The organism is Candidatus Nitrospira neuquenensis, from assembly GCF_979578155.1.
Genome location: NZ_CEFZDU010000038.1, coordinates 25,552 through 45,035, shown reverse-complemented (window position 1 = coordinate 45,035; position 19,484 = coordinate 25,552). Strand labels below are relative to the sequence as shown.

The following is a 19,484-nucleotide window of genomic DNA, read 5'->3' as shown; positions in this document are numbered from 1 at the left end:
TCCGGGTCCCTCACTCCGCGAGAAAGTAGAAGTGGTGGGTGGGGCCCGTGCCGTGGCCGATGGCCAGGTGGTGGCGGATCGCCTCGGTGACGTAGGTCTTGGCGGCCTGCACCGCCTCGGGCAGGGCCTTCCCCTTGGCGAGCTGGGCCGCGATGGCCGAGGCGTAGGTGCAGCCCGTGCCGTGGGTATGGGGCGTGTCGATGAACTCGCCCTTGAAGACGGTGAAGAACCGGCCGTCGTAGAGCAGGTCGGTCGCCCGCTCCGCGAGGAGGTGGCCGCCCTTGATGAGGACGTGGCGGCAGCCCAGCTTGTGGATGGCCTTGGCCGCCCGGCGCGCGTCCGCCAGGGTGCCGATCCGCAGGCCCGAGAGCCGCTCGGCCTCCGGCACGTTCGGGGTGACGACGAGCGCCGGCGGGATGAGGTCCGCCTGCAGGCGCGCGATCGCGTCCTCCCGCAGCAACGCCTGGCCGCTCTTCGCGAGCATCACGGGGTCCACGACGAGGCGATCCACCTTGCGCTCGCGGAGTCGCCGGGCGACCGCTTCCACGATGGCCGCGGAGGACAGCATGCCGGTCTTGACCGCGGCCACGTCGAAGTCGTCGAAGACCGCGTCGAGCTGCGCCTCGATGATGTCCACGGGCAGCTCGTGGACGGCGGTCACGCCCCTGGTGTTCTGGGCCGTGATCGCGGTGATGACCGAGAGGCCGAAGACGCCGTTGGCGGCCATGGCCTTGAGGTCGGCCTGGATGCCCGCGCCGCCGCCGGAATCGGAGCCCGCGATGGTGAGCGCTTGCCTGATCGTCATGATGGGTACGGGAGCGCAGTTATACCACCAGCCGCGGCCCATGTCACGACCGGCCGGACCGGTCGCGACGGTTCCGGTTGCCCCGCCCGGCGCCTTTGTGTATAAGTGCCGCTCAGTCAAGGAGGCTCTCTCATGGTGGATCGCCCGGGCCGGCTCGCGGGCGCCTGCGCCCTGCTCCTCGTCCTGACGGGGTGCTCCGGTCCGCTCTTCGCCCCGCGCCCGCCGCTGATCAACGAGCAGGGATGGTTCCTGCGCCTGGAAACTTACGGCGACCCCCAGCGCGCCGCGCAGGTCCAGTTCGACCATCCCGCCGACCTGGCCGAGGCGGACCTGGCCGCCATCCTGAGCCGGCTGCTCATGCAGGACAGGGTCGCCTCGCTGTCGCGGAAGCCGGCGCCCGAGTTGGTGTTCACCCCGGCCGAGACCGCGCAGCTCGCGCCCTACCTCTCGCGGGCCTTCAAGGCCGCGGGCCCGACGGAATGGATCGGCTTCGCCCTGACCAACTACGACGGGCCCGCGCCGCGGACGACCTCCGGCGCCTTCTTCATCAAGGACCGGCGCCTGCACGTGTTGATCGCCAACTGGCTGGAGCCGATCGCGTCGGGACGGGACGGGATCGGGACGGTCCGGGCCAATCCCCTGCGGCCGGTGAAGAAACGGGACCAGGTTCTGGCCTTCGACGGCCACGGCTATGTCGTGTCCGTCGCCCAGAGCTGGATGAGCGAGGACGGCGCGCCGGCCGCCGCCGAGATGGTGCTGGACCATCGGGCCTTCCTGTCGGCGCTCCGGGCGCAGGAGCAGGCCAAGCGGGCGGCCGCGGCGCCGGCCCAGACGCCGGCGGCCGACCGGGAGGCGCCGAGCCTGCCGCAGCAGCTCTCGACCCTGCAGGCGGAGAACGAGCGGCTCAAGAAGCAGCTCGAGGCGCAGGCTGCGGAGCTGGAGCGGCTCAAGGCCCAGCTCGCCGGGCCGAAAGCCAAGCCACCGGCCAAGAAGCCGGCCCGGTAACGGCGATGAGCGCGGCCGCGCGCGAAGGAGGCTCGGTGATCGGACGGGTCCTGGCGGGCGGCCTGGCGATCGGGCTCCTGGGCTGCGCGGAGGCCGCGCTCTCCACCCGTCCGGTGCAGCAGGACGGCGTCCTGACCGTCCGGCTGGACTCCTACCGCGATCCCACCAAAAACCCGGACGAGACCTTCGACCATCCGATGGACTGGGCCGAGCCCGACCTGCGGGCGATCCTGGGCCGGCTGCTCCTAGAGCAACAGGTCGGCATCCTCCAGAAGGCGCCGCCGCCCGTGCCGGTCTTCACCCAGGAGGAGATCGCCCGGCTGACTCCCGCGCTGCGGAAGGCCTTTCAAAGCGCCCGCCCGTCGGAGTGGATCGCCTTCGTGCTCCGGGGGAGCGACGGGGCGACGCCGACCATGACTTCGGGCGGCTTCTTCGTCCGCGAGACACAACTGCACGTCCTGCTCGCCAACCACCGCGATCCCGTCGCGCAGGGGGACGACGCCAAGGACATCGAAGCCAATCCGCTGCGGCCCCTCAAGCGGCGGGGCCGGGCGCTCACCTTCGACGGGCGGCCCTACATGGTGTCGGAGCAGGAGAACTGGATGGGCGGCCACGGCAGCCCGCCGTCGAGCGAGCTGGTGGTGGACTACCGGGGCTTCCTCGCGTCGCTCCGGCCGGTCGAGGTGCCGGTGCCCGCGCCGCCGCCCCCGACGGAGGGCGGGGAGGCCGGCGCGGCGGAGGAGCTGCGCGGCCAGGTTTCGAAGCTCAAGGACGACGTGGACCGGCTCAAGCGCCAGCTCGACGCCCAGGCGGAGGAGTTGGCGCGGCTCCGCGAGCAGGCGAAGGGGAGGCAGCCGGCGCCGAAAAAGCCGGCGCCGTAGGGTGGGGCTACAGGCGGTCGGCGGAAGCCTTGCGCCCGCGCCAGCGCTGGTAGGCGCGCCAGAGGAAGGGCTGGAGGAATCGGGGAATCGGATAGCCCCGTCCCTTCGCGTAGCCGTCGTCCTGGTCCAGAATCCTGAAGGCGGGGGGCCGTTGAGGTTTCGTGGGCGGCATGTCAGAGTCCGACCCCGCGCGAGGTCGGGATGCGCGGGAAGAATCGGGACAGCCGGAGGAGCGGGCGGGGGGCGCCATGCCCCGCCGCCTTGTCCAGCACCAGGTCGAATTCATCCTCATCGGTGGGGCCGCGGCCACAGCGCATGGATCGGCCAGGCTGACGCAGGACCTGGACATCGTCTACCGCCGCACTCCCGAGCACATCGCCCACCTGGCCTCCGCCCTCGCGTCTCATCATTCCCACCGAGGCGGCGCTCCGCCGGGCCCGCCCTTCCGTTTGGATGTCGAAACGATTGAACGGGAAGCGATCAGCGTCACCAGCGCGCGGCGCGCGAGCCGGAAGGAGGATGATCCATGACAGGCCGATTGACCGCCGCCCAGCAGGCCATGAGCGATCTCTTGGACCGTCATGTCAAGGCCGAGCTGGACGGCGACCTCGACACGACGATGGCGACCATGTCGAACAGCCCCCATCTGCACAATGTCCCGACCATGATGGGCGGGGTCGGCGCCCAAGGGGTTCGTGAGTTCTACCGGGATTACCTCGTCGGAAAATTCTTTCCCCCCGACGTCAAGATGGTGAACGTCTCGCGCACCATCGGGACCGATCAGATCGTGGACGAAATCGTCATCAGCTTTACCCACACCAAGACGATCGACTGGATGCTTCCCGGCGTGCCCCCCACGGGCAAGCGAGTCGAAGCTGCCTTCGCGGTCATCGTCGGGATCAAGGACGGCAAGATCACCCACGAGCACATCTACTGGGACCAGGCGAGCGTCCTCGTCCAGATCGGGCTCCTCAACCCCGCCCGACTGCCCGTGATCGGCGCCGAAGGCGCCCGCCGGGTGCTCAACCCGAAGCTGCCCCCGCGGGGGCTGTGATCGGCGGCGAGGGCGTGCGTCTGTACCGCCCCCGATGTTTTGGAGACGGTTCATGCCGTATTCAGCCCGACCTGCGGGCCGCGTCGGCGGTGATCGTCCCCTCGTGGGACCGCGGTCCCAAGGTGCGCTGAGCCCGGCTCGGGGCCAAGGGGCCCGCCTGCCCGCAGCCCAGCGTCAACCTGCTTGCGCGAGGAGAAGCGGCCGCGCTCCGCCTTCGACTTCGCCATGGACACCTCCATCACGTGGGGGCGGTATGCCCCACATCGGTGTCCAAGGAAATCGTGGGGCGGGGGAGCTCTCGGCGCTCTGGGGCTTCGAGCGGAGAGCGCCTCCCGGCCTTGGCCGCCACGACCGACCTATACCGGCCACCGCTCCTCCGTCCAGGCCATTTCCCAGAACATCCACTCGTAGCGCGAGCTGATCACGAAGGCTTCCTCCATCCGCCGGCGCTCCGCCGCCCCCGCCGCCTTGGCCCACTCGTCCACCCGCGCCCGCATCCACCGCTGCACCGCCGCGAACTCGGGCGATCCGTACAGCAGCAGCCAGTCCCGGTAGCGATGCCCCGGCTCAGGCGGGCCCTTCCGCAACAGATGCTTCCCGACCACGCAGTAGATCCACGCGCAGGGCAGCGCCACGACCGCGATCTCCGCCGCCGTGCCGCTCGCCGCCACCGCCAGCATGTGGCGCGTGTAGGCGTGGGTCGTCGGCGCCATCGGCACCGCCTGCATCTCGGCCGGCGTCATCCGCCAACGCGCCCCGTACCGCTCGTGCAGGCTCCGCTCCACCGTGATCGTTTCCTCGGCCAGCTTGATGAACCGGAGCGCCGACTCCGACTCCGGCGCCCGCTGCGCCGCCGCCGAGAACACCCGCGCCAGCTCGCCCAGGAAGCGCGCGTCCTGCAGGATGTAGTAGCGGAACTTGCGCTCGGGCAGGGTGCCGCGCCCCAGCGCGACCACGAAGGGATGCCGGAGCTGCGCGTCCCAGATCGGCATGGCCTTCTTCCGAAGCGCGTCGCAGAACGACATGGGGGCTCAGGACGCGGCCAGCCGGTTCAGGCCGTCCAGCGCGGCCGTCCGGTAGCACTCCGCCAGGGTGGGGTAGTTGAAGACGTTGTGGACGAAGAAGTCCGCCTGGCCGCCGTAGGTCAGCACGGCCTGGCCGATGTGGATCAGCTCCGTGGCCCCCTCGCCGATGATGTGGACCCCCAGCAGCGCCCGCGTCTCCCGGTGGAAGACGAGCTTGAGCAGGCCGTCCAGGTCGCCGACGATCTGCCCGCGCGCGATTTCCCGGTAGCGGGCCCGGCCGACCTCGTAGGGGGTGCCGGCTTCGGTCAGCTCCTCCTCGTTCTTGCCCACCGTGGAGATCTCGGGGATCGTGTAGATGCCGTAGGGCATGATCTTGGGGAGGGCGGGCTGGGGCACGTGGAAGGCGTGGCAGGCAGCCAGGCGGCCCTGCTCCATGGAGGTCGAGGCCAGGGCGGGAAAGCCGATGACGTCGCCAACCGCGTAGATGTGCGGGACCAGCGTCTGGTAGTGCTCGTTGACCGTGATCTGGCCCTGGGGGTCGGCGGAGAGCCCGGCGGCCTCCAGGTTCAGGGTGTCCGTGTTGGCGATGCGGCCCATCGCGTAGAGCAGCATGTCGGAGACGACCTTCTTGCCGCTCTTGAACGAGACGACCGCGCGCCCGCGCGCGTCGGTCTCGACGCCGGCGATCTCCTCCCCCAGCCGCGTGACCATCCCGTTCTCCCGCATGTGGTGGACCAGCGCCTGGGCGATCTCCTGGTCCACGAACCGCAGCAGCTCCTTGCGCCGGTCCACGAGCGTGACCTGGATGCCGAAGGCGGCGAACATCGAGGCGTACTCGCAGCCGATGACGCCGCCGCCCATCACCGTGATGCTCTTGGGGATGGCCTCGGTGGAGAGGATCGCGTCGGAGTCGCAGATCGTGCGCTCGTCGAAGGGGATGTCGGCGGCGCGGCGCGGGCGCGAGCCGGTGGCGATGACGATGTGCTCGCCCCGCAGCAGCGTGACCTGTCCGTGGCGCGGGGTGACGCGGACCGTGTGCCGGTCCACGAAGGCGCCGGCGCCGTGCACGACGTCCACCTCGTTGCGATCGAGCTGGTGGGAGACGATCTCCACCTCCTGCGCGATGACCCGGTCCTTGCGCCGCATCAGCTCGCGGAACGTGACGGCCTTCCGCAGGGAGCAGGAGACGTCGGTGAAGGCGCGCTGCTTGAAGCCGTGCAGGTGGTAGATGACGTCCTTGAGCGTCTTGGAGGGCAGCGTGCCGGTGTTGACGGAGGCCCCGCCGACGGCCCGCTCCTTCTCGACGAGCGCGACGCGCTTGCCCAGCTTCGCGGCCTGGATCGCCGCCTTCTGGCCGGCGGGTCCGCTGCCGATCACGAGCAGGTCGTACGGCATCATGGGCTCCCGCCTCCGTCAGGACGAGGCCGGCGGCTGCGGGTCCTGGTCCAGCAGCCCCTCCGGCAGGTAGGCGCGCGGCAGCCGGTTGATCCCCGCCAGGGCGGCGACCTTGTAGCATTCCGCCAGCGTCGGGTAGTTGAAGACCGTGTCCACGAAGTAGTCGATCTTCCCATGGTAGGCGAGGACGGCCTGGCCGATGTGGATCAGCTCCGTGGCCCCGTCGCCGATGGCGTGCACCGCGAGCAGCTCGCGCGTCTTGAGGTGGAAGAGCAGCTTGAGCATGCCGGACTCGTCGCCGATGAGCTGTCCCCGCGCGATCTCCCGGTAGCGCGCGATGCCGACCTCGTAGGGGATGCCCGCCTTGGTCAGGTCGTCCTCGCTCGGCCCGACCATGGAGATCTCCGGGATCGAATAGATGCCGAAGGGCAGCAGCCGGGTCTCGGTCCGGCAGGGGATGCCGAAGGCGTGGCAGGCCGCGTGGCGGCCCTGCTGCATGGAGGTCGAGGCCAGGGCGGGAAAGCCGACGACGTCGCCGGCGGCGTAGACGTGCGGGACCGCCGTTTGGAAGTTCTCGTTCACGGCGAGCCGACCGCGCTCGTCGGGCCGGAGGCCGATCGCCTCCAGGTTCAGGTCGGCGGTCGCGCCGACCCGGCCCACCGAATACAGCAGGGTGGCGGCGGAGACGACCTTCCCGCTCTTGAGCCGGACCGTCGCCCGCCCCTCGCCCGATTTTTCGACGGCCACGACCTCCTCGTTGAAGCGCAGGGTCACGCCGATGCTCCGCATGTGGTACTGGAGCGCCTCGATGATCTCGGTGTCCACGAACTCCAGGAGGCGGGGGCGCCGCTCGATCAGGACGACCTGGACGCCCATGGTCGCGAGGATCGAGGCGTACTCGCAGCCGATCACGCCGCCGCCGACGATCGTGAGCGACGTGGGCAGGACCTTGAGCGCCAGGAGGCCGTCCGTGTCGATGACGGAGGTCCCGTCGAAGGGGATGTGCCCGGGGCGGGCCGGTTCCGTGCCGACCGCGATGACGATGAAGTCCGCCGTGTGCTCGACCGTGCCGCGGGCCTGCACGACCGCGAGCCGATGGGGGCCCTCGAAGCGCGCGGCGCCGAAGATCATGTCCACCCGGTTGCGGGACATCTGGTTCTGGATGATCTCGATCTCGCGCTTGACGACGTGGTTGCAGCGGAAGGCCAGGTCCTCCATCGTGACGTCCTGCTTGACGCGGTAGGACTGGCCATAGAGGCTGCGCTGGTGGAAGCCGGAGAGGTAGAGGACGGCCTCGCGGAGGGACTTGCTGGGGATGGTGCCGGTGTTGATGCAGACGCCGCCGACCACCTCCTTGCGCTCGATGATCCCGACCTTCTTGCCGAGCTTGGCGGCCTGGATGGCCGCCTTTTGGCCGGCGGGTCCGGTTCCGATCACGAGCAGGTCGTAGTGGGCCATGATGGCTGCGTGATCAGTCGCCGGTCGTCAGCGGTCCGTGTCGGGGCTCCGTGAACCGATGCCCGTGACCCGACAGGGCCTCCGCTACAGCAGCGCCTTGGCGGCCCGGAAGGCCGACTCCATGTCCGGCATCTGCGCGAGCTCGGGGGTGATCTGCAGGTACCGGATGACGTTGTCCTTGTCCACCACCATCACGGTGCGGGCGAGGATGTGCGGGCCCTCGACGAGCAGCCCGTGGGCCTTCCCGAAGTCGCCGCCCCGGTAGTCGGACAGGAAAGTGATGTTCGCGATGCCCGCCTCCTTGGCGAAGCGCTTCTGCGCGAAGGGAGTGTCCACGCTCACCGTGACGAGTTCGACGTCCCGGTCCAGGCCGCCGTTCTTTTCGCTCAGGTAGTGGGTCTGCTGCTCGCAGACCTTGGTGTCTAAGGAGGGCACGATGCTGATGATCCGGACCTTGCCCTTGCCCTCGGCGATGTTGACCAGCGAGAGATCGGTCGCGGCGACCCGGACGTCGCGCAGCCGGTCGCCGACCTTCACGCCCGTCCCGGCGAGCGCGAGGGGCTTGCCCTGGAACAGGACGGTCTGCCCGTCCCCCGCGGCCGCGCTGCCCTTGGCCACCGCCAGACCGTCGTCGTAGGCGAAGGCGGCCTTGCCGTCGGCGCCGGGTCCGGCGCAACCGGCGGCTGCCAGGAGCAGGAGCAGGGGGAAAACCGGCTTCGTGGTACGGAGCATCGTGTCCGGCATGCTGGCCTCCGCGATGAAGAGTCGACTATACGGGCCGAGAATACCGGCGGGGGGCGGGGCTGTCAAGGATGCAGAAATGAAGCGAGGAGCGGGTTGACGAGGTCCGGCCGTTCCCACTGGGGCAGGTGGCCGGCCTGCGGGATGACCTCGAGGCGGGAGCCGGCGATCAGGGCCTGGAGGTCCCGGCCCACCTGGGGCGGGAAGAGCCGGTCCTCCGCGCCCCAGATGATGAGGGTCGGGTGCCGGACCTCGCCCAGGCGCTTCGCGAAGCCCTCCTCCCACAGGGCGAGGTTGCGGGTCATCTTGAGCGTCGGCGCGAGGAAGCCCCAGTCCCGCCGGGTGCGGTAAGACCGCTCGACGACGAGCGGCGTGATGAGCGAGGGGTCGTAGACGATCTCCTCCAGGATGTGTCGGGTCGTCCCTCGGCCCGCGAACCAGTTGCCGAGCTGCGCCAGCCAGATCGGGACGCGGGAGTCCACGGCCCGCCGGAAGAGCGGGCTCGTCAGCCGCTCGCGGACGCGGTCGGGGAAGCCGGCGATGAGCACGAGGCGGTCCACCCGCTCCGGATGGGAGAGGGCCATGGCGACGGCCAGCCCGGCGCCCATCGAGTTGCCGACGAGCGAGGCGCGCGGGATCGCGAGCGCGTCCAGGAAGCCGCGGAAGGAGTCGATGACCTCCTGCGGCGTGTAGTCGAGGTCCGGCTTGTCCGAGAAGCCGGAGCCGAGCAGGTCGAGCGTGATCACGCGGCGGCCGGCGGCGAGCGCGTCCTGCTGGTGCTCCCAGTGCCACATGGCCCCGCCCAGGCCGTGGAGCAGGATGACCGGCGGGCCCTCGCCGCGGTCGAGATAGGCCAGGCGGTGGCCGCCGACCACGACGGTCTTGACGGGCAGGGGCTCGATCCGGTCGAACCGGGACGGCGGGTCGGGGGAGGCGGCGCAGCCGGCGAGGAGGCACATGAGGAGGAGCGCGGGCCGGAGCGGGGACGCGGACGGCCGCCGCACGGTCACTCCAGACGGATCAGGGTCTCGTCGGTCTTGACGTCGTCGCCCGCGGCCACCAGCACCTCGACGACGCGGCCGGCGATCGGGGCGGGGACGCGGCTTTCCATCTTCATGGCCTCGATGATCAGCACCGGGTCGCCCTGCTTCACCTGATCGCCCCGGGCGACGAGCACCTTGACGACGCGGCCCGGCATCGGCGGTGCCACGTCGCCCGGCTTCGTGGGCCTGGGCCGTTTGGGCGCGGCCTTCTTGCCGCTGTCCGCCGGCTCGGGGACGCCGGCCAGCACTTCCTCGATCGGCTCCAGGTAGACTTCCTGGAGCTTGTTGTTGACGCGGATGTAGTAGGGCTTGCGGCCGTCGGTCTTGCGCCCCGAGCCCTCCACCTGCACGTGGTAGGACTCGCCGTGCACGGTGACGTTGAACTCGACCGGGGCGAGGTGCAGCTCGTGGGCCACGGCCGGGCCGCTCTCCGGCGGCGGCTCCAGGGCCTCCGGCTTGAGCTGGCCGCTCGCCCGCTCCTCGAAGTATTGCCGGGCCGCGGCGGGAAACAGGACGAGCGACAGGGCGTCCTCGACGCTCGCCTTGCCGCCCAGCTCCGCCTGGGCCTTGGCGAGCTCGGGGTCGAGGCGGTCGGCGGGCCGGCCGGTGATCGGCTGCTCGTCGCCGATCGCCCGCGCCAGGACCTCGGGGTTCAGCGGGCCCGGCGGGCGGCCGTAGAGGCCCAAAAAGTAGTTCTTCGTCTCGTTGGTGATGACCTTGTAGCGCTCGCCGGTGAGCACGTTCAGCGTCGCCTGCGTGCCGACGATCTGGCTGCTGGGCGTCACGAGCGGGGGGTACCCCATGTCCTTGCGCACCTGGGGCACCTCCTCCAGGACCTGCTTCATCCGGTCCAGCGCCTTCTGCTCGGCGAGCTGGGCCGCGAGGTTCGAGAGCATGCCGCCCGGAATCTGCGAGGCGAGGATCTCCGCGTCGATGCCCGTGTAGTCGCTCTCGAACTGATGGTACTTCTTCCGGACCTTCCGGAAATGCTCGGCGATCGGGGCGAGCGGCTCCAGCGTCAGGCCCGTGTCGTAGGGGGTGCCGCGCAGCGCGGCCACCATGGTCTCGGTCGGCGGATGGGAGGTCCCGCCGGCCAGCGGCGAGATCGCGGTGTCCAGGTGGTCGAGCCCGGCGCGGATCGCCATCAGCGCCGACATGGAGGCCATCCCGGAAGTGTAGTGGGAATGGAGCTGGATCGGCACCCGCACCGCCTCCTTCAGCCGGCGGACGAGCTGGTAGGCGTCGAAGGGGGCGAGCAGGCCCGCCATGTCCTTGATGCAGATCGTGTCGGCGCCGAGGTCCTCGAGCTGCCGGGCCAGGTCCACGAAGCGGTCCAGGCTGTGCACGGGGCTGACCGTGTAGCAGAGGGCCGCCTGGACGTGCTTGCCCTGGGCCCGCACCTCGCGGATGGCCCGCTCCATGTTCCGTACGTCGTTCAGCGCGTCGAAGATGCGGAAGACGTCGATGCCGTTGGCGGCGGAGCGCTCGATGAAGCGTTCCAGCACGTCGTCCGCGTAGTGGCGGTAGCCGACGATGTTCTGGCCGCGCAGGAGCATCTGGAGCTTCGTGTTGGGCATGGCCGCCCGCAGCGCGCGCAGCCGCTCCCAGGGGTCCTCCTTGAGGTAGCGCAGGCAGGTGTCGTAGGTGGCGCCGCCCCAGACCTCCAGCGACCAGTAGCCCACCGCGTCGAGCTTCGCGGCGATGGGCAGCATGTCCTCCGTGCGCATGCGGGTGGCGAGCAGCGACTGGTGCCCGTCGCGCAGGGCGACGTCGGTGATCATCAGCCGCTTGGCCGGCGCGTCCTCCACCCACTCCAGCGGATGGGCGGGCTTGACGGGCCGCTTGCGGGCGGGGGCCGCGGCCCTCGCTTTCGGCTTGGGCGCCGTCTTCTTCGCGCGGGTCTTCAGCGTCTTTCTCGCCATGCGCGGTCCCTACAGACCCTCGTAGCAGGCGATGGCCGCGGACAGGGCCAGCACCAGGTCCTCCGGGTCGATGGTGGACTCGTAGTCGAACAGGTCCGGATGGCTCTCCAAGTAGGCAGTGTCGAACCGCCCCGCGCGGAAGTCCGGGTCCTCCATGATGCGCTTCATGAAGGGGATCGTCGTCGGGACGCCCCGCAGCACGTATTCCTCCAGCGAGCGGTGCATCCGGCTGACCGTCTCCTCCCACGTGCGGCCCCGCACGGTGAGCTTCGCCAGCAGCGCGTCGTAGTAGGGCGGCACGGTGTAGTCCTTGTACACGGCGCCGTCGATCCGCACGCCGATGCCCCCCGGCGAGAGGTAGGCCGTGACCGTGCCCGTGGCGGGCCGGAAGTCGTTCCGGGGGTCCTCCGCGTTGATCCGGCACTGGATGGCGTACCCCTGCAGCGTCACGTCCTCCTGGCTGATGCCCAGGGGTTCGCCGGCCGCGATCGCGATCTGGGAGCGGACGATGTCCACGGCGGTGATCTGCTCCGTGACCGTGTGCTCGACCTGGATGCGAGGGTTCATCTCGATGAAGTAGTAGCGTCCCGCCTGGTCCAGGAGGAACTCGGCCGTGCCCGCGTTGTCGTAGTGCACGGCGCGCGCCAGGGCGACGGCGGCCTCGCCCATCTCCGCGCGCAGGCGCGGCGTCAGGATGAGGGAGGGCGCGATCTCGATGAGCTTCTGGTGCCGTCGCTGGATCGAGCAGTCGCGCTCCCCCAGGTGGATGATGTGCCCGTGCCGGTCGGCCAGGAGCTGGAACTCGATGTGATGCGGCCGCTCGATGTACTTCTCGATGAAGACGCTGCCGTCGCCGAAGGCGGACTGCGCCTCGCGCGCGGCCGTCTCCATGCCGACCGCCAGCTCCGCCTCGGAGCGGACGACCCGGAGGCCTCGGCCGCCGCCGCCCGCGCTGGCCTTGATGATGACGGGAAAACCGACCTCCCGGCAGAAGGCGCGGGCTTCGTCCACGTCCGTCACCGCGCCCGCCGTGCCCGGCACGATGGGCACGCCGACCTGTTTGGCCAGCTCGCGCGCCTGGATCTTGTCGCCCAGCAGCCGGATGGCCCGGGGCGAGGGCCCGATGAAGGTGATCCCCGAGTCGTGGCAGAGCTGGGCGAAGGCGTCGTTCTCCGAGAGGAAGCCGTAGCCGGGATGGATGGCGTCGGCCTCGATCCGCTTGGCCAGGCCGACGATCTGCTCCATGTCCAGGAAACCCTTCACCGGGCCCGGACCGACGAGGTAGGCCTCGTCCGCCTTCTTGACGTAGATGCCCGTGGAATCCTGCTCGGCGTAGATGGCGGCCGTGGCCACGTTCAACTCGCGGCAGGCGCGGATGACGCGCATGGCGATCTCGCCGCGGTTGGCGACCAGGATCTTCTTGAACATGGCCGGACGTGCCTGGGTTCGGTCCCGAGATGGCGGTCGTGGCGCCGGCGGGCGGCCGGAAGGCGGTAAGGTAGCACAGGCTCCGCGGAGTTGTCGAGCCTGCCGGAGGGGGACTCGGGAGCGGGAGGCGGCGGGGGCCGGGGGCGGAACCGCGCCCCGGCCCCCGCCCCGGCCGCTCCGCCTACTTGCTCTTGATCAGGACGCCTTTGGACTGGGCGCTGCCGCTGCCGGAGACGACCACGACGAAGCTCATGCCGCTCCGGCCCTCGGGGACGACCGCCTCGATCGTGCTGTCGTTGACGTACGTGAAGTCCACCTTCGCGCCGGCGGCGGAGCTGAAGGTGACGCTGTGGAGGCACTCCTTGGTTCCGAAGTTCTCGCCCTTGATCACGACCCTGTCGCCGGGCTTCACCTCGTCGGGCTCCACCTTCAGGATGCGGGGCCGCTTGCTGCGGTCGCAGACGGGGTCCTTCTGGACCTTGGATTCGTCGAAGCCCTTGATGGACTCCGTGTCGAACAGGCTGAACCCCGACCCCTCCACGTTGCTGCCGGCGTCGGGAGCGGCGGACGTCCCCGTCGGTGGGGCGGGGGCGGGCGGCTCGCCGGGCTGGGCCGGCTCGGCGGCCCTCACGGGGCCGGCCAGGACGAGGCTCAAGACGATCGTCGCGACGATGAACGCGTAAGAATGCGGACCCATAACGCCTCCTTCGGACCGGTGAGTACGGATGGTGCGATTATTTCTGGCCGTCCACCACGGGAGTATAAAGTTCGTCCACGAGCCGCTGGCCCTCGGGCGAGAGGGCGAACTGGATGAAGGCGTCGGCGACGGGGCTCGGCGTCTGGGCCGTCACGAGCAGGAGGGGGCGGCGGAGCTTGTACCGCCCGTCGCGGACGGTGGGTTCCTCGGGCTCGACCTTGTCCACGGGGAGGAGCCGCACGGCCACCCCGGAGCTGACCGCCTCGCGGGCCGCGCCGAGGGAGATGTAGGTGACCGCGGAGAGGGGCGGGAGCGTGCCGGCGACCGTCTTGATCGCCTTGTCGTCCGGCCCGATGACCTTGGCCGAGTCGGGAATCTTGCCGGCGATGCCCAGGTACTGCTCGAAGGCGTCGCGGAGGTTGCGGTTCTTGGGGCGGTCGATCAGGAGGATGCGCGTCTCGGGGCCTCCGAGGTCCGCCCAGGTCCGCACCTTGCCGGTGAAGATGTCGGACACCTGTTCCTTCGTGACCTCCTTCGTGTGGTTCGACAGGTTGACCATGACCGCGATGCCGTCCCAGCCGATCTGGACGGCCTTCAGGCCCGGTTCCTCGCGGCCGGTCACCGCGATGTCCGCCTGGCCCGCCTTCACCATCTCCACGGGCTTCAGGTGCTCCTGCCATTGGATGTCCACGTAGGCGCGGGGATTGGCCTTCTCGAAGGCCCGGGCCAGCCGCTCGATCGTCGGCATCTCCGGGCCGTTGCCGGCGATGAGCAGGTTCCCGGAGGCCTCGCCGGCGCGGGCGCCGGGCGCGCCGAATGCGGTGAGGAGCAGCAGGGTCACACCGATGAGTCTGCCGTACAAGGCGATCCTCCTGGGTCGTGGGTCCGTCGCTCGCGGAGCGGGCCGTCGTCGCCCGTCGCCTCAGACCTGCCCGGGCGTCGGTCCGCTGCCGTCGCCGATGACGACGTTGGGCTTGATGTCCGCCCGCTTGCCGACGATGGGAGGCAGCTTGCGGAGCTTGTCCATGCGCTCGTTGAGCATGCCGTAGGCCTTCATCTCCTTGAAGCCGGGCTTGTGGTCCCCGACGATCTTGGAGGCGAACATGGACATCAGCCGCGTGGCCTTCCGCGCCCGGCAGTGGGGGCAGACGGTGTCCTCGGGCCGGAAGCTGAGGGGCTGCATCACCTCGAACCGGGCCTCGCAGCCTTCGCAGCGGTACTCGTACATCGGCATGGCCGGTCTCCTTGGCGGGAAATCCTCCGTGCGGGCGAACCCGCTCCTTGGGGGGATTATAGCCGAAGCGGCCGGTCCGATGCGACTGCCCGGCGGCGCGGGGCGCGTGGGCCCGCGCCGCCCTTGACCCCGCCGCACGGCATCGGGTAAGGTAGCCCCCCTTGGCCGGAGCGCGGAGGGCCGCGCCGGCCTCGGGCGGCAGTCGGAACGGAACGGGGCTAAGGAGGAGTCGTATGCCGGTGTTGGTCCGTAAGTACAAGCTGTCCAGCGGGCTCATGCAGGAAGAGCGGATCGACGATCCGGACCGGATCGAGCGGTACCTGCGCATTTTCGAGAAGGACGACGTCAAGAAACTGGAGTCCGGTCAGCGGGTGTTCATCGAAAAGGACGAATGGCAGCTCCTCCCGTAACGCCCCGGTCAGCCCGATCCCGTTCGATCGTCGCCGCCTCGTCGTTTCCCTAATTATGGTGTACTGGGTTCACATCGCACGCTCGATCGACCGCGCCATGCTGCACCGCGAGCGCTGCTCGGAGGTGCCGTCGAACGTCGTCCGGACGGACTTCTGGGAAGGCGGGTGGTTCGACTATCCCGACAAGGAGCGCGCGCTGGCGGCGATGGAACAGTCGGGCGCCACCTTCCAGAAGAAATGCCCGCTCTGCAAGCCGTGACGGGGCCGGCCGCCGCAGCGGGCGGCGTCGTCGCGCCGGGGAGGGGGCCGACCGATGGCGCAGAAGTTCGGTAACGCCCGGTGGGTGAAGTCCGGCTACCTCGACAACCGCGTGCCGGGCAGCGTGGTCGGACGGATCAGTTTCGCGGTCCTGGGCGAGGTGGACGTCTACCTGCGCGGAGATTGCAAGGGCGAGTTGGCGGGCAAGGCCTTCCGCTTCGAGAACAGCGCCTTCGAGGACGAGGACGTGGCCGGGCAGGTGCTGGGCGACTTCGAGATTCCGCAGGTCGGCGAGGTCAGCCTGATCTCCTTCGATCCTCATCCGATGCTCGCGCCGCATCCCTACATCGAGTGGTTCTCCATCCGGAAGAACCATTACCGCATCGAGCTCAAGCCGGTCGATGCCCGGATCCTGGGCGACGAGGAGGCCGCCGCGCTGGACGAGGAGAGCCGGCGGATCCGCGCCGCGCTGGCATCCTGCTTCCGGTCCACGCGGGATCGGGCCGAGTCGGACTGGGCGTGAGCGCGGGACCGCCGCTGGCGAACGGTTTCTCCATCCTGCTAGAATGCCGCCACCCATGAACGATCGGTTTCTCAAGGCCTGTCGCCGGGAGCCCGTGGACTGCACGCCGGTGTGGTTCATGCGGCAGGCCGGCCGCTATATGAAGGAATACCGGGCGGTCCGGGCCGCGCACTCCATCCTGGAGGTCTGCCGCACGCCGGAGCTCGCCGCCGAGGTCACGCTCCAGCCCGTCGACCGTTTTCCCCTCGACGCGGCGATCATCTTCGCCGACATCCTGCTCCCGCTGGACCCGATGGGCGTTCGTTTTTCCTTCGAGGAGGGGGAGGGGCCGGTCATCCAGAATCCCGTGCGCGACCGCGCGGCCGTGGAGCGGCTGCGCGTCCCGGACCCGGAGGAGCTCGGCTTCGTCGGCCAGGCCGTCCGGCTCGCCCGCAAGGCGCTGGCCGGGCGCGTGCCGCTGATCGGGTTCGCCGGCGCGCCCTTCACGCTGGCGAGCTACATGATCGAGGGCGGCGGCTCCCGTCATTACCTGCGGACGAAGCAGCTCATGTACGGCGAGCCGGAAACCTGGCATCGGCTGATGGATAAGCTGGCCCGGACGGTGACCGGCTACCTTCGCATGCAAATCCGCGCCGGCGCCCAGGCCGTCCAGCTCTTCGACAGTTGGGTCGGGTGCCTCTCGCCGGGCGACTACGCCGAGTACGTCCAGCCGCACGTCCGGCTGATCTTCGAGGGGCTCGCGGGCGAAGGCGTGCCGCTCATCCACTTCGGCACCGGCACCGGGGCGTTGCTGCCCCTGATGCGGGAGGCGGGCGGGGACGTGATCGGGGTGGACTGGCGCATGCATCTGGACGAGGCCTGGGCCGCGGTCGGCCGCGACGTCGCGGTGCAGGGCAACCTCGACCCGGTGGCCCTGTTCGCGCCGCCGGCCGAGATCGAGCGTCGGGTGGCGGACATCCTCCGGCGCGCCGGCGGCCGGCCCGGGCACATCTTCAACCTCGGTCACGGCATCCTGCCGAACACGCCGGTGGACCACGTCGCGGCGACGATCGACTTCGTCCACACGCTCAGTCAGCGCGGAAGGGCGTGAAACGTGAGGCGTGAGGCGTGAGACGTCGGACGTGAGACGGAGCCGGTCCTGTCCGTTTCGCGTCTTGCCGGTCACGTGTCACGCGGTGGAATCATGCCGGGACCCCAACGACCGATCGCGATTCTCCTGATGGCGCTGGGCGGGCCGGAGCGGCTGGAGGACGTCGAGCCCTACCTCGCCGAGGTGCGCGGCGGGCGGCCCATGCCCCCGGAGTTCGTGGAGGAGATCCGCGAGCGGTACCGGCTGACCGGCGGCAAGTCGCCCGTGCTGGGCATCACGCGCGAGGTCGCCCGCAAGCTGGAGCAGAAGCTCAACGGCCCCGGCGGCGAGCGCTACCGCGTCTACGTGGGGCTGCGGCACTGGCGGCCCTCCATCAAGACGGCCTACGCGGAGCTGCTGGACGATTTCCCCGAGCGGGTGATCGCGCTCTGCATGGCCCCGCACTATTCGGAGCTGAGCGTCGGCGCCTACCTCAAGAAGCTCCAGGAGGCGCGGGCGGAGCTGCGCGACGAGACGCCCCTGTCCCTCGTCAAGACCTGGGCCCGCCATCCCGGCCTGGCGGACGCCTTCGCCGACGCGATCGCGACGGGGCTCGAGCGGTTCCCCGCCGAGGCGCGGGGCTGTGCGACCATCCTCTTTACCGCCCACAGCCTGCCCGCGCGCGTCCTCGAAACCGGCGACCCTTACCCGGAGGAAGTGCGCGCGACGGTCGAGGCGGTCCGCGGGCGGCTCGGGCCGGCGACGACGCGCTTCGCCTACCAGAGCCAGGCGAAGACGTCGGAGCCCTGGCTGGGGCCGACCGTGGAGTCCGTGCTCGAGGAGCTGAGCCGCGAAGGACGCGCGGAGGTGCTCGTCGCGCCGATCGGGTTCCTCTCCGACCACGTCGAGATCCTCTACGACGTGGACATCCACTTCAAGGAAGTCGCCCGGTCGCTCGGCCTCAGCCTGGAGCGCACCCCCATGCTGAACGCGAGCCCCCGCCTCGTGGACACCCTCGCCTCCGTCCTGGAAGCGCACCTGGCTTCCCCGGTCGGGTAGGCCGGTCCGTGGCCCGTTCTCCCGCCCAGGTCGTCGTCGTCGGCGGAGGCATCGCGGGGCTGTCCACCGCCTTTTTCCTGGCGGAGCGGGCCGCCGCGACGGGCCTCCCGCTCGCCTGCACCCTGCTCGAATCCTCGTCGGCGTGGGGCGGGAAGATCGTCACGGAACGGGTCGGCGACTTTCTCATCGAAGGCGGCCCGGACTCCTTCCTGTCGCAGAAACCCTGGGCGCTGGAGCTCATCGCGAAACTCGGCCTGGCCGATCGCGTCATCAACACCGACGAGCGCCACAAGCAGACGTTCGTCTATTCCCGCGGCCGGCTGCGGGTGCTGCCCGAGGGGCTCGTGCTGATCGTGCCGACGCGGCTCGGCCCCTTCGTACGGAGCGGGTTGATTTCCTGGCCGGGCCTGGCGCGGATGGGGCTCGACCTCGTGCTCCCGGCGCGACGGGACGAGGCCGACGAATCCCTCGCCTCGTTCTTCCGTCGGCGGCTCGGGCGCGAGGCCTTCGAGCGGGTGGTGGAGCCGCTCATGGCGGGCATCTACGCCGGCGACGCGGAGCAGATCAGCCTGAAGGCGACCTTCCCGCGCTTCCTGGAGCTGGAGCGCCGGTACGGCAGCCTGATCCGCGGGATGCTGGCCGCCCGGGCCGCGGCGCCGCCCCCCACGCCCGGCGCGCCGGCCCGCACGATGTTCCTCTCCCTGCGCGGGGGGATGGGCGAGCTCGTCTGCGCCCTGGCGGAGCGGGTCAAGGCCATGGGCGTCGAGATGAAGACCGGCTGTCGCGTCGTGGGGCTGCACGGGCGGCCGGGCGCGGGCGGCCGGACCGCCTACGAGCTGCGGCCGGCCGAGGGACCGCCCCTCCGGGCCGACGCCGTCGTGCTCGCCACGCCCGCCTTCGCGTCCGCCGACCTGCTCGACTCGCTGGAGCCCCGGGCCGCGGCCCTGCTCAGGCAGATTCCCTATGCCTCGACGGCGACCGTGTCGCTCGCCTACGAGACCGCGTCGGTCCGGAACACGGTGCGGGGCTTCGGGTTCGTCGTGCCGCGCGTGGAGCGTCGGAGCCTGATCGCGGCCACCTGGTCGTCCTTGAAGTGGCCGCATCGCGCGCCGGAGGGCCGGACCCTCGTCCGGTGCTACCTCGGCGGCCTGGGTCGCGAGGAGGCGCTGCGCGGGGACGGCGCGGACCTGATCGGCCTCGCGCGCGAGGAGCTGCGGCGGCTCGTCGGCCTCGCCGCGGAGCCGGCCTGCGCGCGGGCCTACAAGTGGGACCGGGCCCTGCCGCAGTACACGCTCGGGCACCTGGAGCGGCTGGCGCGGCTGGAGCGGGCCCTGGCCGACCATCCGGCCCTGCGGTTGACGGGCGCCGCCTACCGCGGCGTCGGTGTGCCCGACTGTATCAGGGACGCGGCGGACACCGCGGCCGCCGTCCTGGCGGGAGCGGCGAAGCCTTGACCCCGCTCCGCTCCTCTCGATAT

General features: G+C 70.4%; 21 protein-coding genes. 9 read left to right on the top strand and 12 right to left on the bottom strand.

The genetic code is table 11. From position 1 onward, the window contains the following. Positions 1-10 precede the first annotated feature (10 nt). Positions 11-805, bottom strand: a complete 795-nt coding sequence (thiD, locus tag AC1U7O_RS16320) for a bifunctional hydroxymethylpyrimidine kinase/phosphomethylpyrimidine kinase (protein ID WP_479895954.1) — start codon at positions 803-805, stop codon at positions 11-13. A gap of 132 nt (positions 806-937) precedes the next feature. On the opposite strand from thiD, the gene AC1U7O_RS16315 reads away from it, so the two are divergent. Further along, complete coding sequence (locus AC1U7O_RS16315; RefSeq protein ID WP_479895953.1) at positions 938-1,810, top strand: bZIP transcription factor; 873 nt, start codon at positions 938-940, stop codon at positions 1,808-1,810. A 35-nt stretch (positions 1,811-1,845) separates the two neighbouring features. Next, entirely contained in the window at positions 1,846-2,691 is an 846-nt protein-coding gene (locus AC1U7O_RS16310; protein ID WP_479895952.1) for a hypothetical protein, read from the top strand. Positions 2,692-2,698: 7 nt separating this feature from the next. Here AC1U7O_RS16310 and AC1U7O_RS16305 read toward each other — a convergent pair whose 3' ends face one another. Next, the gene (locus AC1U7O_RS16305) at positions 2,699-2,863 is read right to left on the bottom strand and encodes a hypothetical protein (protein WP_479895951.1); all 165 of its coding nucleotides are present in this window, start codon (positions 2,861-2,863) and stop codon (positions 2,699-2,701) included. A gap of 354 nt (positions 2,864-3,217) precedes the next feature. On the opposite strand from AC1U7O_RS16305, the gene AC1U7O_RS16300 reads away from it, so the two are divergent. Continuing rightward, entirely contained in the window at positions 3,218-3,745 is a 528-nt protein-coding gene (locus AC1U7O_RS16300; protein WP_479895950.1) for an ester cyclase, read from the top strand. Positions 3,746-4,101: 356 nt separating this feature from the next. Here the strand turns inward: AC1U7O_RS16300 and tenA are convergent, their stop codons facing one another. The 10 genes from tenA to AC1U7O_RS16250 form a co-directional block, all read right to left on the bottom strand. After that, a complete protein-coding gene (gene tenA / locus AC1U7O_RS16295; RefSeq protein WP_479895948.1) occupies positions 4,102-4,770 on the bottom strand; it encodes a thiaminase II in 669 nt (222 codons plus the stop codon). A gap of 6 nt (positions 4,771-4,776) precedes the next feature. Continuing rightward, positions 4,777-6,168, bottom strand: a complete 1,392-nt coding sequence (sthA, locus tag AC1U7O_RS16290) for a Si-specific NAD(P)(+) transhydrogenase (RefSeq protein ID WP_479895946.1) — start codon at positions 6,166-6,168, stop codon at positions 4,777-4,779. A 15-nt stretch (positions 6,169-6,183) separates the two neighbouring features. Then, positions 6,184-7,623 carry a Si-specific NAD(P)(+) transhydrogenase gene (sthA, locus tag AC1U7O_RS16285; RefSeq protein WP_479895945.1) on the bottom strand — a complete coding sequence of 480 codons (1,440 nt, stop codon included), beginning with the start codon at positions 7,621-7,623 and terminating at the stop codon, positions 6,184-6,186. Between the two features lie 84 nt (positions 7,624-7,707). Continuing rightward, positions 7,708-8,367, bottom strand: a complete 660-nt coding sequence (gene tpx / locus AC1U7O_RS16280; RefSeq protein WP_479895943.1) for a thiol peroxidase — start codon at positions 8,365-8,367, stop codon at positions 7,708-7,710. 62 nt (positions 8,368-8,429) lie between these two features. After that, positions 8,430-9,368, bottom strand: a complete 939-nt coding sequence (locus AC1U7O_RS16275; RefSeq protein WP_479895941.1) for an alpha/beta fold hydrolase — start codon at positions 9,366-9,368, stop codon at positions 8,430-8,432. A 2-nt stretch (positions 9,369-9,370) separates the two neighbouring features. Next, on the bottom strand, positions 9,371-11,188 hold the full coding sequence (gene oadA / locus AC1U7O_RS16270) for a sodium-extruding oxaloacetate decarboxylase subunit alpha (protein ID WP_479896067.1): 1,818 nt from the start codon (positions 11,186-11,188) through the stop codon (positions 9,371-9,373). A gap of 150 nt (positions 11,189-11,338) precedes the next feature. Then, a complete protein-coding gene (gene accC, locus AC1U7O_RS16265; RefSeq protein WP_479895939.1) occupies positions 11,339-12,757 on the bottom strand; it encodes an acetyl-CoA carboxylase biotin carboxylase subunit in 1,419 nt (472 codons plus the stop codon). Positions 12,758-12,938: 181 nt separating this feature from the next. Then, a complete protein-coding gene (locus AC1U7O_RS16260) occupies positions 12,939-13,454 on the bottom strand; it encodes an IPT/TIG domain-containing protein (RefSeq protein ID WP_479895937.1) in 516 nt (171 codons plus the stop codon). A 37-nt stretch (positions 13,455-13,491) separates the two neighbouring features. Beyond that, positions 13,492-14,316, bottom strand: a complete 825-nt coding sequence (locus tag AC1U7O_RS16255) for a substrate-binding domain-containing protein (RefSeq protein WP_479895936.1) — start codon at positions 14,314-14,316, stop codon at positions 13,492-13,494. Positions 14,317-14,376: 60 nt separating this feature from the next. Continuing rightward, a complete protein-coding gene (locus AC1U7O_RS16250) occupies positions 14,377-14,688 on the bottom strand; it encodes an FmdB family zinc ribbon protein (protein ID WP_479895934.1) in 312 nt (103 codons plus the stop codon). A gap of 233 nt (positions 14,689-14,921) precedes the next feature. On the opposite strand from AC1U7O_RS16250, the gene AC1U7O_RS16245 reads away from it, so the two are divergent. The 6 genes from AC1U7O_RS16245 (at position 14,922) to hemG (ending at position 19,461) form a co-directional block, all read left to right on the top strand. Further along, positions 14,922-15,098, top strand: a complete 177-nt coding sequence (locus AC1U7O_RS16245; protein ID WP_479895933.1) for a hypothetical protein — start codon at positions 14,922-14,924, stop codon at positions 15,096-15,098. Positions 15,099-15,153: 55 nt separating this feature from the next. Next, positions 15,154-15,357 (top strand): hypothetical protein, encoded by a 204-nt coding sequence (locus tag AC1U7O_RS16240; protein ID WP_479895932.1) that lies wholly within the window; start codon positions 15,154-15,156, stop codon positions 15,355-15,357. A gap of 54 nt (positions 15,358-15,411) precedes the next feature. After that, complete coding sequence (locus tag AC1U7O_RS16235; protein ID WP_479895931.1) at positions 15,412-15,879, top strand: hypothetical protein; 468 nt, start codon at positions 15,412-15,414, stop codon at positions 15,877-15,879. 55 nt (positions 15,880-15,934) lie between these two features. Continuing rightward, positions 15,935-16,969 (top strand): uroporphyrinogen decarboxylase, encoded by a 1,035-nt coding sequence (gene hemE, locus AC1U7O_RS16230; protein WP_479895930.1) that lies wholly within the window; start codon positions 15,935-15,937, stop codon positions 16,967-16,969. Between the two features lie 93 nt (positions 16,970-17,062). Then, the gene (gene hemH, locus AC1U7O_RS16225; RefSeq protein WP_479895929.1) at positions 17,063-18,007 is read left to right on the top strand and encodes a ferrochelatase; all 945 of its coding nucleotides are present in this window, start codon (positions 17,063-17,065) and stop codon (positions 18,005-18,007) included. An 8-nt stretch (positions 18,008-18,015) separates the two neighbouring features. After that, a complete protein-coding gene (gene hemG / locus AC1U7O_RS16220; protein ID WP_479895928.1) occupies positions 18,016-19,461 on the top strand; it encodes a protoporphyrinogen oxidase in 1,446 nt (481 codons plus the stop codon). Positions 19,462-19,484: the final 23 nt, after the last annotated feature.

Bases quoted from the DNA above. Each gene is read 5' to 3' on its own strand.
- thiD (WP_479895954.1), bottom strand. From the start codon at position 805: ATGACGATCAGGCAAGCGCTCACCATCGCGGGCTCCGATTCCGGCGGC.
- AC1U7O_RS16315 (WP_479895953.1), top strand. From the start codon at position 938: ATGGTGGATCGCCCGGGCCGGCTCGCGGGCGCCTGCGCCCTGCTCCTC.
- AC1U7O_RS16305 (WP_479895951.1), bottom strand. From the start codon at position 2,863: ATGCCGCCCACGAAACCTCAACGGCCCCCCGCCTTCAGGATTCTGGAC.
- AC1U7O_RS16300 (WP_479895950.1), top strand. From the start codon at position 3,218: ATGACAGGCCGATTGACCGCCGCCCAGCAGGCCATGAGCGATCTCTTG.
- tenA (WP_479895948.1), bottom strand. From the start codon at position 4,770: ATGTCGTTCTGCGACGCGCTTCGGAAGAAGGCCATGCCGATCTGGGAC.
- sthA (WP_479895946.1), bottom strand. From the start codon at position 6,168: ATGATGCCGTACGACCTGCTCGTGATCGGCAGCGGACCCGCCGGCCAG.
- sthA (WP_479895945.1), bottom strand. From the start codon at position 7,623: ATGGCCCACTACGACCTGCTCGTGATCGGAACCGGACCCGCCGGCCAA.
- tpx (WP_479895943.1), bottom strand. From the start codon at position 8,367: ATGCCGGACACGATGCTCCGTACCACGAAGCCGGTTTTCCCCCTGCTC.
- oadA (WP_479896067.1), bottom strand. From the start codon at position 11,188: ATGATCACCGACGTCGCCCTGCGCGACGGGCACCAGTCGCTGCTCGCC.
- accC (WP_479895939.1), bottom strand. From the start codon at position 12,757: ATGTTCAAGAAGATCCTGGTCGCCAACCGCGGCGAGATCGCCATGCGC.
- AC1U7O_RS16260 (WP_479895937.1), bottom strand. From the start codon at position 13,454: ATGGGTCCGCATTCTTACGCGTTCATCGTCGCGACGATCGTCTTGAGC.
- AC1U7O_RS16250 (WP_479895934.1), bottom strand. From the start codon at position 14,688: ATGCCGATGTACGAGTACCGCTGCGAAGGCTGCGAGGCCCGGTTCGAG.
- AC1U7O_RS16245 (WP_479895933.1), top strand. From the start codon at position 14,922: ATGCCGGTGTTGGTCCGTAAGTACAAGCTGTCCAGCGGGCTCATGCAG.
- AC1U7O_RS16240 (WP_479895932.1), top strand. From the start codon at position 15,154: ATGGTGTACTGGGTTCACATCGCACGCTCGATCGACCGCGCCATGCTG.
- AC1U7O_RS16235 (WP_479895931.1), top strand. From the start codon at position 15,412: ATGGCGCAGAAGTTCGGTAACGCCCGGTGGGTGAAGTCCGGCTACCTC.
- hemE (WP_479895930.1), top strand. From the start codon at position 15,935: ATGAACGATCGGTTTCTCAAGGCCTGTCGCCGGGAGCCCGTGGACTGC.
- hemH (WP_479895929.1), top strand. From the start codon at position 17,063: ATGCCGGGACCCCAACGACCGATCGCGATTCTCCTGATGGCGCTGGGC.